This is a genomic window from Streptomyces sp. NPDC007929, assembly GCF_042959065.1.
Taxonomy (GTDB): Bacteria; Actinomycetota; Actinomycetes; order Streptomycetales; family Streptomycetaceae; genus Streptomyces.
Window position 1 is genome coordinate 473981 of sequence record NZ_JBIBKD010000004.1, and the last position, 12310, is coordinate 486290.

The window sequence follows — 12310 nt, forward strand, 5'->3', positions numbered from 1 at the left end:
GTTAGGATCGGCGCTCTGATGACTGCCACCCTCGTCGCCAAGAACCTCGCCGCCGGCCACGGCGACCGCTCCCTGTTCACCGGACTCGACCTCGTCGTCGCGCCCGGCGACGTGATCGGCCTGGTCGGCGCCAACGGCGCGGGCAAATCCACCCTGCTCCGGATGCTCGCCGGACTCACCGCGCCCGAGCAGGGCGAACTGCGCCTGTCCCCGCCGACCGCCACCGTCGGCCACCTCCCACAGGAGCCCGACCGCCGCCCCGGTGAGACCGTCCGGGCGTTCCTGGCCCGCCGCACCGGCGTCGCCGAGGCCCAGCGGGCCATGGACGAGGCGACCCAGGCCCTGGTCGACGGAGCGCCCGGCGCCGACGACGCCTACGCCACCAGCCTGGAGCGCTGGCTCGGCCTCGGCGGCGCCGACCTCGACGAACGCGCCGAGGAGGTCGCCGACGGCCTCGGTCTCGCCGTCGGTCTCGACCAGCCGATGACGTCCCTGTCCGGCGGCCAGGCGGCCCGCGCGGGTCTCGCCTCCCTGCTGCTGTCCCGCTACGACGTCTTCCTCCTCGACGAACCGACCAACGACCTCGACCTGGACGGCCTGGAACGCCTGGAGCGCTTCGTGAGCGGCCTGCGCGCCGGCACGGTCGTCGTCAGCCACGACCGCGAGTTCCTCACCCGCACCGTCACCAAGGTCCTCGAACTCGACCTGGCCCAGCGGCAGATCAACCTCTACGGCGGCGGCTACGAGGCCTACCTGGAGGAGCGGGAGGTCGCCCGCCGGCACGCCCGCGACGACTTCGAGGAGTACGCCGACAAAAGGGCGGCCCTCCAGGACCGCGCGCAGACGCAGCGTTCCTGGATGGACAAGGGCGTGAAGAACGCGCGCCGCAAGGCGGGCAACGACAACGACAAGATCGGCCGCAAGTTCCGCAGCGAGGCCAGCGAGAAGCAGGCGGCGAAGGCCCGTCAGACCCAGCGCATGATCGAGCGCCTCGACGTCGTCGAAGAGCCCCGCAAGGAGTGGGAGCTGCGCATGGAGATCGCGTCGGCCCCGCGCTCGGGCGCCGTCGTCGCGACCCTGCGGGACGCCGAGGTGCGCCGCGGCGACTTCGTCCTCGGCCCCGTCTCCCTGCAGATCGACTGGGCGGACCGGGTGGCGGTGACCGGCGCGAACGGCGCCGGCAAGTCCACGCTGCTCGCCGCCCTCCTCGGCCGCGTCCCGCTGGACGCCGGGCACGCGGCGCTGGGCTCCGGCGTCCTGCTCGGCGAGGTGGACCAGGCCCGCCAGCTGTTCCACGGCGAGGAGTCCCTGCTCGACGCGTTCCGCGCGGCGGTCCCGGACACCGAACCGGTCGAAGTCCGCACCCTCCTGGCCAAGTTCGGCCTCAAGAGGGACCACGTCCTGCGCCCCGCGGCGAGCCTCTCCCCGGGCGAGCGCACCCGCGCCGCCCTGGCGCTGCTCCAGGGCCGGGGCGTCAACCTCCTGGTCCTCGACGAGCCGACCAACCACCTGGACCTGCCCGCCATCGAGCAACTGGAGTCCGCCCTCGACGCCTACGAGGGCACCCTCCTGCTGGTCACCCATGACCGCCGCATGCTCGACGCGGTGCACGTCACCCGCCGCCTGGAGGTGGCGGACGGCAAGGTGACGGAGCGCTAACGGGCCGTCAGACGCCCGGCCAGCTGCGGGTAGTCGACGACGAACCCCTCCTCGTCGAACTCCAGATCGCTGCGGAAGTCGCCGGAGGCGAAGCGGACGCGCCCCGGCCGCAGATGTGTATAGGTCTGCCGCGACGGCCGCACGGCCAGATCCGGCACCGACACCCAGGCCATCAGGAACTCCCGCTCCCCGGGCTCCCGGTGGAGCGCGTGCCGCAGCACCGGCATGGTGTTGGTGAGCGGGCACAGCCCGAGATCGCAGTCGAGGGCTCCGTCGACGTCCGCGAGCGGCTCGCCGTTCGCGGTCCACCGGCCATGGCCGTCGTGGAGGAGATCGAGCGTGCGGGTCCCGGCCTCGGCCTCCGCCTCGACAGTCAACCGCCTGGTCACGAATCCTTCGGCGGTCTCCAGGTCGTACGAGATCCAGTACGGCTCCGGAACGGTACCGACGACCCGCCCACGCGCCCGCAGCACGCCTTCTCCGAGCTGGATCCAGGCGGTCTCGAACCCCTGGCTCCCGGACACTTCCCAGGTGATGGCACGCATGCGGCAACCCTAGAACGGAAAGGGCGCGAAGCGCCTCTTTCCCAGGGGCGCGGGGAACTGCGCGACCAGCCACAACGGCCCCGCAGCTCCCCACGATCTCCCGGCGGAGCCGTCAGCGCTTGCCGCCCTTGGGGTCCAGCCCCGCGCGGCGCAGCGCATCGGCCATCGCGCTGTTGGCAGGCGGCGGCGCCTGACGCGAACCGCCACCACCGCCACCACCGCCACGGCCACCACGCCCGCCCTGCCGCTGCTGCGGCGGACGCCCCCCACGCTGCCGCCGCTCACCCGAGCCGCCGCCCTGCTGCCCCTGCGGGGCGGCCTCGTCCTCCAGACGCAGGGTCAGCGAGATCCGCTTGCGCGGGATGTCGATGTCGAGCACCTTGACCTTGACGATGTCACCGGGCTTCACGACGTCCCGCGGGTCCTTCACGAACGTTTTGGACATCGCGGACACATGCACCAGACCGTCCTGGTGGACGCCGATGTCGATGAACGCCCCGAACGCGGCGACGTTCGTCACGACGCCCTCCAGGACCATCCCGGGCGCCAGGTCGGAGATCTTCTCCACGCCCTCCTTGAAGGCGGCCGTCTTGAAGGCCGGACGCGGGTCGCGGCCGGGCTTCTCCAGCTCCTTCAGGATGTCGGTGACGGTGGGCAGACCGAACGTCTCGTCCACGAAGTCCTGCGGCTTCAGCGAGCGCAGCACCCCGGTGTTGCCGACGAGCGAGGCGACCTCCTGCCCGGCGGTCTTCACCATGCGCCGGACCACCGGGTACGCCTCGGGGTGCACACTCGACGCGTCCAGCGGGTCGTCGCCGCCGCGGATCCGCAGGAAGCCCGCGCACTGCTCGTACGCCTTCGGGCCGAGCCGCGCCACCTTCTTCAGCTCCCCGCGAGCCTTGAACGGCCCGTTCTGGTCCCGGTGCGCCACGATGTTCTCGGCGAGCCCGGAGGTGATGCCGGAGACCCGGGCGAGCAGCGGGGCCGACGCCGTGTTGACGTCCACTCCCACGCCGTTCACACAGTCCTCGACCACCGCGTCCAGCGAGCGCGACAGCTTCACCTCGGACAGGTCGTGCTGGTACTGACCGACGCCGATCGACTTCGGGTCGATCTTCACCAGCTCGGCCAGCGGGTCCTGGAGCCGGCGGGCGATCGACACGGCGCCGCGCAGCGACACGTCCATGTCGGGCAGCTCCTGCGAGGCGAACGCGGACGCCGAGTACACCGACGCCCCGGCCTCGGACACCATCACCTTCGTGAGCTTCAACTCGGGGTGCTTGGTGATCAGTTCCCCGGCGAGCTTGTCGGTCTCGCGGGAGGCGGTGCCGTTGCCGATGGCCACCAGCTCGACCGCGTGCTCCTTGGCGAGCCGGGCCAGCTTGGCGATGGCCTCGTCCCACCGGTTGGCCGGCACGTGCGGGTGGATGACGTCCGTGGCGACGACCTTGCCGGTCGCGTCGACCACGGCGACCTTCACACCCGTACGGAAGCCGGGGTCCAGGCCGAGCGTCGCGCGCGTGCCCGCGGGGGCGGCCAGCAGCAGGTCCCGCAGGTTCGCGGCGAAGACCCGCACCGCCTCGTCCTCGGCGGCCGTGCGCAGCCGCAGCCGCAGATCGATGCCGAGGTGGACGAGGATGCGGGTGCGCCACGCCCAGCGGACCGTGTCCTTCAGCCACTTGTCGCCGGGGCGGCCCCGGTCGGCGATGCCGAACCTGTGGGCGACGATCCCCTCGTACGAGGAGGGGCCGTCCGTCTGCTCCTCGGGCTCCAGGACGAGGTCGAGGACCTCCTCCTTCTCGCCGCGCAGCATCGCGAGGACGCGGTGCGAGGGCAGGTCGGTGAACGGCTCGGCGAAGTCGAAGTAGTCGGAGAACTTGGCCCCCGCCTCCTCCTTGCCGTCCCGCACCTTGGCGGCCAGCCGCCCGCGCACCCACATGCGCTCACGCAGCTCGCCGATCAGGTCGGCGTCCTCCGAAAACCGCTCGGTGAGGATCGCCCGGGCGCCGTCGAGCGCGGCCTGCGGATCGGCGACGCCCTTGTCGGCGTCGACGAACGCGGCGGCCGCGGCGAGGGGGTCGACCGACGGATCGCCGAGCAGCCCCTCCGCCAGCGGCTCGAGTCCGGCCTCACGGGCGATCTGCGCCTTGGTGCGCCGCTTGGGCTTGTACGGGAGGTAGATGTCCTCCAGGCGCGCCTTCGTCTCGGCGCCCCGGATGCTCGCCTCCAGCTCCTCGGTGAGCTTGCCCTGCTCGCGCACCGACTCCAGGATCGCCGCCCGCCGGTCCTCCAGCTCCCGCAGATAGCGCAGCCGCTCCTCGACGGTGCGCAGCTGCGCGTCGTCGAGCATCTCCGTCGCTTCCTTGCGGTAGCGGGCGATGAAGGGCACCGTAGAACCGCCGTCGAGCAGTTCCACGGCGGCCCTGACCTGCCGCTCCCGTACGCCGAGCTCCTCGGCGATCCTGCCTTCGATGGACACTGCGTTGATGGACCCGATGGACCCGGGTGTCGTCACGATCCCGTACCGCCTTCTCCGCTGAGGTTGCGCGGCAATTGTGGCAGGTGGCGCCGACACCCGGGGATCAGGGCGGCTCCCGGCAGGTCGGGATCCGGATCAGGCCCTGCGGCTGCGGGTGGAGGACGAGGCCCCGCCGAACAGCCGGGCCAGGGCTCGGAAAGGAAGCGTCACGACGGTGGCGATGGCGCCGCCGATCTGGCGCAGCACGTCTGCGATTGCACGGAACACGAAATTCCCCTTTCTCCACTCCGGCCGCGACGGCCGGTGGAGAGCGGGTACCTCACAGACGCGTCACTATGCGTCACCCTTTCCGATCAGGTCCGCCGGGTACGCCCCCGCCGCCAGCGCCGTCTGCGCGAACACCCCGCCCAGCTCGGTCAGCCGTGCCACGCCCTGCGGGCCCAGGTGCTCGTACGGGGCACGGTCCAGGCGGTCCGTCTCCTCCTCGATCTCCCGGCGCAGGGTGACGCCCCGCTCGGTGAGGTCGCCGGAGGCGTCCAGCAGCCCGCGCTCCCGCAGCCGCTCCGTCGCCGCGTTCCAGTCCTCCCGGCTCCAGCCCCGGGTGGCGCACACCCAGCGGGGGGTCATGCCCTTGCCCGTCGCCGTGTGGGTCACCATCGCCTCCAGGCCGTCGAGACCCGCGGACATCAGGGCGGCCAGGTGCCCGTCGCCGCGGTGCTCGCGCAGCAGGGTCGCCGCGTGCCAGTAGGCCAGGTGCGGATCCTCGGGCACGGGCAGGTCGGCGTGGGCGGCGTACAGGGGGCGGGCCGCACGCGAGCAGGCCTCGGTGGCGCGCAGCGCGAGCCGCGCGGCCTCGGCCATCTCCGCCGACGCCAGGGCCGGTTCGCCGAGCAGGCGGCGCAGCGTCGCGTCGACCGCACGCGTGCGTGCCGCGAGGACCTGCGCGGGTGCCGCGGTCTCCCAGACCGCCGGCACGTGCCGGGCCACCAGCTCGTACCTGTAGTTGTAGAAGGCCGCCGCCACCGGCCCGGCGCCGACCGCTCCGAAGGCGGCGGCCCGTACGGCGAAGTTGACGGCACGCGGATCGGTGACCCCGAGGGCGCCCAGCTCCCGCCCGAGGTCGGGGGAGAAGTAGTGCGTCGCGTGCAGGGAGTTGAGCATGGAGTGGCAGCGTCGGCCGGCGCGCGGCTCCAGGGCGGCAGTCGTCATGCCGGGTAGGTTACCAACCGCTTGGTATGTCCTCCAGGGTCGCGTACCGGATAGGCCGCATCCCTGATGGCAGGAAAGGTGGGGTCCTCGTCCTTGCGGCCATGTCCGCGTCCCGCGAAGAATCGACGGCATGGCCCCTCGCACGGTTCTCGCCGTCCTCTTCGACGGCCTTCAGAGTCTCGACGTCACCGGCCCCCTGGAGGTCTTCGCGGGCGCGGACTGGACCTCCCCGGGCGCCTACCGGATCCGCACCGCCTCCCTGGACGGCGCGCCCGTGCGCACCACCAGCGGCCTGACCCTCGTACCCGACGAGGCCCTGACCGGCGCGGCGGACCCGGACATCCTCCTCGTCCCCGGCGGGCCGGGCAGCCTGCGGCCCGACCCCCGCCTGGTGGACTGGGTGCGCGAGCGCGGGCCGCGCGCCGCCCGCCTGGTCTCGGTGTGCACCGGCGCCGCCGTGCTCGCCGCGGCGGGTCTGCTGGACGGCCGCCGCGCGACCACGCACTGGGCGTACTGCGACCGGATCGCCCGCGAACACCCGGCCGTCGAGATCGACCCGGACCCCGTCTACGTACGCGACGGGCACATCTCCACCTCGGCCGGTGTCACCGCCGGCATCGACCTGGCCCTCGCCCTGGTCGAGGAGGACCTGGGCCGGGACGCCGCCCTGACGATCGCCCGTCACCTGGTGGTGTTCCTGCGCCGCCCGGGCAACCAGGCCCAGTTCAGCGCCCAGCTCGCCGCTCAGACCGCACATCGCGAGCCCCTGCGGGACGTCCAGCGCTGGATCACCGACCACCCCGAGGCGGACCTCAGCGTCGACACCCTCGCCGGCCGTGCCCGCCTCTCACCCCGCCACTTCGCCCGCGCCTTCCGTGCCGAGACCGGCATGACCCCGGGCCGCTACGTGGACCGCGTCCGCCTCGAACACGCCCGGCGCCTGCTGGAGGACACCGCCGACGGCGTCGAGGAGATCGCCCGCGCCAGCGGCTACGGCACCCCCGAGGCCATGCGCCGGGCCTTCGTCCGCACCCTCGGAACGCCCCCGGCCGAGTACCGCCGCCGCTTCCGCCCCGCGACCACGCCCTGAACCCATCGACAGCACCAACAGCATCGACAGCACCACGAGTACCAACAACCACCGCCCACAGCCGACGAAAGGTTCCGATGCAGATCGCCATCGCCCTCTACGACCGCTTCACCGCCCTGGACGCCATCGGCCCCTACGAGACCCTCAGCCGGCTCCCGGGCGCCGAGACCGTCTTCGTCGCCGAGGAGGCCGGCCCCGTGCGCAACGAGTCGGGGAACCTCGCGCTCGTCGCCGACCGGACCCTGGCCGACGTACCGCACCCCGACGTCATCGTGGTCCCCGGCGGCCCGGGCCCGCTCCCGCTGGCGCCGGACGGGCCCCTGCTCACCTGGCTGCGCGCCGCCGACGCCACCAGCACCTGGACCACGTCCGTGTGCACCGGCTCCCTGCTGCTCGCCGCCGCCGGACTCCTGCGGGGCCGCCGCGCGACCTCCCACTGGCTGGCCCTGGAGGAGCTGAAGCGCCACGGAGTCGAGTCGACGGGGGAGCGGGTCGTCACCGACGGCAAGTACGTCACCGCGGCCGGTGTCTCCTCCGGCATCGACATGGGCCTCACCCTGCTCGGCCGGATCGCGGGCGACGACCACGCGCGGATCGTCCAGCTCGCCACCGAGTACGACCCGCAGCCGCCCTACGACGCCGGATCACCCGAGAAGGCCCCCGCGCATCTCGTCGAACTGGTCCGCGAGCACTCCGGCGTCATCCTGACGTAGGCACGCTCCAGCCGAACCGCGGCTGCCGGCGCTCCAGGAACGCGGCGACACCCTCAGCGGTGTCGCCGCTCCCGCGTGCCTGCCCGGCCCAGTGCGCGTCCCGGTCCGTACGGCCGTCGGCGAACTCCTTGGCCGCCGCCTGCGTCAGCTGCGAGCGCGACACCAGCACCCGGGTGAACTCCGCCACCCGCTTGCCGAGTTCGCCCTCCGGCAGCACCTCGTCCACCAGGCCGGTGCGCAGCGCCCGCCGCGCGTCGATCAACTCACCCGAGAACAGCAGGTACTTGGCGGTGGCCGGTCCCACCAGGGACACCAGCCGCCGGGTCGAGGACGCCGGGTACACGATGCCGAGCTTCGCGGGCGTCACCCCGAACAGCGCCTCCTCCTCGGCGAACCGCAGATCGCAGGCCGCCGCCAGTTGCGCCCCGCCGCCCACGCAGTGCCCCCGGATCGCGGCCAGCGTCGGCTTCGGGAACGCCGCGAGCGCCTCCTCGGCCCGCACGGCGAGCCCCTGCGCCTCCTCCGGCGAGCCCCGCAGCGTCGAGATGTCGGCCCCGGCGCAGAACGTCCGGCCCTCGCCGGTCAGCACGAGCGCCCGCACCCCCGCGTCCCCCGCGAGCCGCGCCAGCAGTGGGGGCAGGGAGCGCCACATCGCGGCCGTCATGGCGTTGCGCTTCTCGGGATGACGTATGACGACCGTCGCGACCGAGTCGGTCACACGGTGCTCCAGCTGCGGTTCCATGGGCCGGATGCTATCCGGCTGCCAAACCCGTACAACCCGAATAGTTCGCCGAGACGGCACAACAGGGACAGGACCAGTCCCACAACTGACCGTGTCATACGCCAACGGTCAGAAGTGCTCGATACTTGCTGACTTCTGTTCAGTCCCGGGGTGCGAGGCGCATCGTTACCAACACTCGGGGTGTGGCGACAATCGAGCGCGAGGGTGGCGACCGGACGATGGACGACGACGGGCGTGGGTTCGGCCCGCGCCCAGAGGGCGGCGCGGCGCCCCTCGGACCCGGGCCCGCGGATCCGCTGCCCTACGAAGGGGTCTGGAGGTTCACCGCACCGGCGGTCGAGGCCTCGGTCCCCCAGGCGCGGCACGCCGTGCGGGACCTGCTGCTGCGTCAGGGGGTGCCCGTCTCGGACGACCTGGCCCAGGGGCTGCTGCTGATCGTCTCGGAGCTGGTGACGAACGCCGTGAAGCACGCGGCGGTGCTGTCGCCGACGGTCGCGGTCGAGCTGGCCGTCGGCGCCGAGTGGCTCCGGGTGTCCGTGGAGGACAACCATCCGTACCGGCCCACCGCCCTGGAGACCGACCACGGCCGCACCGGCGGACGCGGACTGCTCCTGGTGCGCGAGATCACCCGGGAGGCGGGCGGCCGGTGCGAGGTGGAGTACACCGCGAGCGGCGGCAAGGTGATCTGGGCCGCCCTGCCGCTCAAACCCGCGCGCTACGCCTGACGCTCCCGCCCCGCCGGCGCCCGGCTCACCAGCCGGCGGACGGACCCGTCAGCTCCCTGATCGCCGGCCGAGCCGCGTCCAGGACGGTCATGAACCAGGCCGAGAAGGTGTCCTTGGCGTGCCGCTCCGCCAGCTCCGGCGGGGTCACGAACACCGTCGACGCCACCTCCTCCGGGTCCGGCCGCACCACGGCCTGCACCATGCCGACGAAGAGGTGGTTGTACTCCTGCTCCACCAGACCGGACTCCGGGTCCGGGTGGTTGTAGCGGACCGTGCCCGCCTCGGCCAGCAGGGACGGGGAGGCGCCCAGCTCCTCGAAGGTGCGCCGCGCCGCCGCCGCGAAGGGCGCCTCGCCCGGGTAGGGGTGGCCGCAGCAGGTGTTGGACCACACGCCGGGGGAGTGGTACTTGCCCAGCGCGCGCTGCTGGAGCAGCAGCCGGCCGTATTCGTCGAAGAGGAACACGGAGAACGCGCGGTGCAGCTGCCCGGGCGGCTGGTGGGCGGCGAGCTTCTCCGCGGTGCCGATCGTCACGCCGTCCTCGTCGACCAGTTCCAGCAAAATCGCGTCTGCGGTGCCGTTCGACGGGTTGTGCGTCGCGGTGGCAGGTGTGATCGGCATACCCATCCTTCACATCGGTCTTCGCGCCCCAAGTCTGCCGTACGAATCCGGCACTCCCGGCACTTCGCGGCACGCCCGCATGTCCCGCGCGGTGACGCGGACCGCGGCCGGCACCGGTCCGACGCCGGGAAAGGGACCCGGTAGATGAGCGTGCCCGGCCGGACCGGCGGAAAATCGTCCCCACCAGGCCTGTGGGGCTCAGGACGCGGACTTACGGCGGAGGTTTGCGTTCCCCGGCGCACTCCCGGCCCCGTGCGCCCGCGACTGCTCGTCGCATGCGCCCCCGCCGATCACACACCCCCGCCGACTCACGCGCCCCTCGCCACCCACGTCAGTGGCAGAGCCGCGCCTCGTGCTGGGCGTGCCCGACCGGCTCCAGCTGGAAGGTGCAGTGCTCCACGTCGAAGTGGTCGCCGAGGCAGCCCTGGAGCTCGTGGAGCATCTTCTCGTGGCCTATCGCGTTCAGGGCCTCCGAGCTGACGACCACGTGCGCCGACAGCACGGGCATGCCGGAGGTGATGGTCCAGGCATGCAGGTCATGGACGTCCTCGACCCCGTCCGTGGCCAGGATGTGCGACCGGACCTCCGCCATGTCGACGCCCTTCGGAGCGGCCTCCAGCAGCACCGACAGCGTCTCGCGCAGCAGCTTCCAGGTCCGGGGCGCGATCATCAGTGCGATCACGAGCGAGGCGATCGGGTCGGCGGCCTGCCAGCCCGTGAGCATGATCACCACTGACGAGACGATCACCGTGACCGAACCGAGGGCGTCCGCCGCGACCTCCAGGAACGCGCCGCGCACGTTCAGGCTCTCCTTCTGCCCGCGCATCAGCAGCGACAGCGACACCAGGTTCGCGACCAGGCCGATCGCGCCGAACAGCAGCGCCAGCCGGCCCTCGGTCTCGGCCGGTGTGATGAAGCGCTGGACCGACTCGTAGACGACGTACCCGCCGGCCCCGAGCAGCAGCAGACAGTTGGCCAGGGCCGCGAGGATCTCGGCGCGGGCGTAGCCGAAGGTGGCCCGCTCGCTGGGCGGCCGGTTCGCGAAGTGGATCGCGAGCAGCGCCATGCCGAGGCCCAGGGCGTCGGTCGCCATGTGCGCCGAGTCCGCGACGAGGGCGAGCGAGTCGGCGAGCGCACCGCCGACGATCTGCACGACCACGATGCCGAGCGTGATCGCCAGCGCCGCCCGCAGCCTGCCGCGGTACGCCGAGGTCGCCGTACCGCCGGCCGCGCCGTGCGCATGCCCGTGATCGTGCCCAGCCCCCATGAGAAGTCCGCCTCCTGTGTCCGCGTGATCGTGCCCGGGCACCCCAGTGAACTACGGGGAGGGGGTATGTGCAACGCGGCACTGAACACCGTTGTCATGTGCCCTGACCTGCACAAACGATGCGCAGGTCAGGGCGGTTCGGCGGGTCAGGAACCGTGGTGCAGCAGCCAGCCGCGCCAGGCGGACTCGGTCATCTCGCGCACCCCGCGCCGGGCCGTCCAGCCGAGCTCCGCGGCCGCCCGGGTGGCCGACGCCACCGCCCGCGGGGCGTCGCCGGGGCGGCGCGCCTCGACGAGCGGGGGGCGCCGGTCGCCGGTGACCTCCCCGATGACGGTGATCAGCTCGCGGACCGACACGCCCTCGCCGCGGCCGATGTTGACCGTCAGATCGCCCGTGACCCCGCCGCCCGCCAGCCGCCGGGCCGCCGCCAGATGGGCCTCGGCCAGGTCGGCGACGTGGATGTAGTCACGGACGCAGGTGCCGTCCGGCGTCGGGTAGTCGTCGCCGAAGATCCGCGGCGCCTCGCCGCGCGTGAGCCGGTCGAAGACCATCGGGACGATGTTGAACACCCCGGTGTCGGCGAGTTCCGGCGCGGCGGCGCCCGCCACGTTGAAATAGCGCAGACATACGGTGGAGATCCCGTGCGCCTCTCCGGCCGCCCGCACCAGCCACTCCCCGGCGAGCTTGGTCTCGCCGTACGGGTTCACCGGCGCGCAGGGCGTGTCCTCCGTGATGAGGTCCACACCCGGGTCGCCGTACACGGCCGCCGACGAGGAGAACACGAACCGCTCGATCCCGGCCGCCGCGACCGCCTCCAGCAGGGTCGCCAGACCGCCGACGTTCTCCCGGTAGTAGCGCGTGGGCAGCGCGACCGACTCGGCGACCTGCTTGCGCGCCGCGAGGTGCACCACCCCCGTCACACCGTGCTCGGTGAAGACCCGCTTCAGCAGCTCCCCGTCCAGGGAGGAACCCCGCACCAGCGGCACCTCCGCCGGGAGCCGCGCGGGCACTCCGGCCGACAGGTCGTCCAGGGCGAGGACGCGCTCCCCGGCCTCGGCCATGGCCCTGGCCACATGTGCTCCGATATAGCCGGCACCGCCGGTGATCAGCCATGTCATGGTCGCCCACCCTATGCGGACCCGGTGACCGCCCGCGCAATGTCCCCGATGTCCGCATAGGAGGGGCGCGGTTTGTGGGGCGGCCCCCGGATCCCCGATGATGATCGCGGCAAGGGCTCGCGCGAACCACGTCGATCCATCCGC

General features: G+C 72.7%; 12 protein-coding genes. 4 read left to right on the forward strand and 8 right to left on the reverse strand.

All coding sequences use genetic code 11. The features are described 5' to 3' along the window. The first annotated feature begins 18 nt into the window (after positions 1-18). Positions 19-1659: an ATP-binding cassette domain-containing protein gene (locus ACFZDE_RS15710; protein ID WP_391200239.1), complete on the forward strand. Its 1641-nt coding sequence runs from the start codon at positions 19-21 to the stop codon at positions 1657-1659. Here ACFZDE_RS15710 and ACFZDE_RS15715 read toward each other — a convergent pair. From ACFZDE_RS15715 to ACFZDE_RS15730, 4 genes are all read right to left on the reverse strand, one after another. Beyond that, positions 1656-2204: a putative glycolipid-binding domain-containing protein gene (locus ACFZDE_RS15715; RefSeq protein WP_391200241.1), complete on the reverse strand. Its 549-nt coding sequence runs from the start codon at positions 2202-2204 to the stop codon at positions 1656-1658. The two genes, ACFZDE_RS15710 and ACFZDE_RS15715, sit on opposite strands and share 4 nt — an antisense overlap. A gap of 112 nt (positions 2205-2316) precedes the next feature. Then, on the reverse strand, positions 2317-4719 hold the full coding sequence (locus ACFZDE_RS15720; protein ID WP_391200243.1) for a helix-hairpin-helix domain-containing protein: 2403 nt from the start codon (positions 4717-4719) through the stop codon (positions 2317-2319). Between the two features lie 99 nt (positions 4720-4818). Continuing rightward, positions 4819-4950 (reverse strand): LPFR motif small protein, encoded by a 132-nt coding sequence (locus tag ACFZDE_RS15725; RefSeq protein ID WP_252100478.1) that lies wholly within the window; start codon positions 4948-4950, stop codon positions 4819-4821. Positions 4951-5016: 66 nt separating this feature from the next. Beyond that, positions 5017-5892, reverse strand: coding sequence for a hypothetical protein (locus ACFZDE_RS15730; protein WP_390995964.1), 876 nt, complete (start codon positions 5890-5892; stop codon positions 5017-5019). Positions 5893-6022: 130 nt separating this feature from the next. On the opposite strand from ACFZDE_RS15730, the gene ACFZDE_RS15735 reads away from it, so the two are divergent. After that, complete coding sequence (locus ACFZDE_RS15735; RefSeq protein ID WP_391200244.1) at positions 6023-6982, forward strand: DJ-1/PfpI family protein; 960 nt, start codon at positions 6023-6025, stop codon at positions 6980-6982. A 77-nt stretch (positions 6983-7059) separates the two neighbouring features. Further along, positions 7060-7695 (forward strand): DJ-1/PfpI family protein, encoded by a 636-nt coding sequence (locus ACFZDE_RS15740; RefSeq protein WP_391200245.1) that lies wholly within the window; start codon positions 7060-7062, stop codon positions 7693-7695. Here the strand turns inward: ACFZDE_RS15740 and ACFZDE_RS15745 are convergent. Beyond that, the gene (locus tag ACFZDE_RS15745) at positions 7682-8437 is read right to left on the reverse strand and encodes an enoyl-CoA hydratase-related protein (protein WP_390995973.1); all 756 of its coding nucleotides are present in this window, start codon (positions 8435-8437) and stop codon (positions 7682-7684) included. The genes ACFZDE_RS15740 and ACFZDE_RS15745 overlap by 14 nt on opposite strands. Before the next feature lie 218 nt (positions 8438-8655). Here ACFZDE_RS15745 and ACFZDE_RS15750 point away from each other — a divergent pair, with 218 nt between their 5' ends. Then, on the forward strand, positions 8656-9162 hold the full coding sequence (locus ACFZDE_RS15750) for an ATP-binding protein (RefSeq protein WP_390996665.1): 507 nt from the start codon (positions 8656-8658) through the stop codon (positions 9160-9162). A gap of 25 nt (positions 9163-9187) precedes the next feature. On the opposite strand, the gene idi is transcribed toward ACFZDE_RS15750, so the two are convergent. The 3 genes from idi to galE form a co-directional block, all read right to left on the reverse strand. Next, on the reverse strand, positions 9188-9781 hold the full coding sequence (idi, locus tag ACFZDE_RS15755) for an isopentenyl-diphosphate Delta-isomerase (RefSeq protein WP_142157065.1): 594 nt from the start codon (positions 9779-9781) through the stop codon (positions 9188-9190). A 331-nt stretch (positions 9782-10112) separates the two neighbouring features. Further along, positions 10113-11048 (reverse strand): cation diffusion facilitator family transporter, encoded by a 936-nt coding sequence (locus ACFZDE_RS15760; protein ID WP_390995978.1) that lies wholly within the window; start codon positions 11046-11048, stop codon positions 10113-10115. Between the two features lie 146 nt (positions 11049-11194). Beyond that, a complete protein-coding gene (gene galE, locus ACFZDE_RS15765; protein ID WP_391200246.1) occupies positions 11195-12166 on the reverse strand; it encodes a UDP-glucose 4-epimerase GalE in 972 nt (323 codons plus the stop codon). Between the last annotated feature and the right edge of the window lie 144 nt (positions 12167-12310).

Excerpts from the sequence above, each read along its gene's own strand:
- ACFZDE_RS15710 (WP_391200239.1), top strand. The coding sequence starts at position 19 with ATGACTGCCACCCTCGTCGCCAAGAACCTCGCCGCCGGCCACGGCGAC.
- ACFZDE_RS15715 (WP_391200241.1), bottom strand. The coding sequence starts at position 2,204 with ATGCGTGCCATCACCTGGGAAGTGTCCGGGAGCCAGGGGTTCGAGACC.
- ACFZDE_RS15730 (WP_390995964.1), bottom strand. The coding sequence starts at position 5,892 with ATGACGACTGCCGCCCTGGAGCCGCGCGCCGGCCGACGCTGCCACTCC.
- ACFZDE_RS15735 (WP_391200244.1), top strand. The coding sequence starts at position 6,023 with ATGGCCCCTCGCACGGTTCTCGCCGTCCTCTTCGACGGCCTTCAGAGT.
- ACFZDE_RS15740 (WP_391200245.1), top strand. The coding sequence starts at position 7,060 with ATGCAGATCGCCATCGCCCTCTACGACCGCTTCACCGCCCTGGACGCC.
- ACFZDE_RS15745 (WP_390995973.1), bottom strand. The coding sequence starts at position 8,437 with ATGGAACCGCAGCTGGAGCACCGTGTGACCGACTCGGTCGCGACGGTC.
- ACFZDE_RS15750 (WP_390996665.1), top strand. The coding sequence starts at position 8,656 with ATGGACGACGACGGGCGTGGGTTCGGCCCGCGCCCAGAGGGCGGCGCG.
- idi (WP_142157065.1), bottom strand. The coding sequence starts at position 9,781 with ATGCCGATCACACCTGCCACCGCGACGCACAACCCGTCGAACGGCACC.
- ACFZDE_RS15760 (WP_390995978.1), bottom strand. The coding sequence starts at position 11,048 with ATGGGGGCTGGGCACGATCACGGGCATGCGCACGGCGCGGCCGGCGGT.
- galE (WP_391200246.1), bottom strand. The coding sequence starts at position 12,166 with ATGACATGGCTGATCACCGGCGGTGCCGGCTATATCGGAGCACATGTG.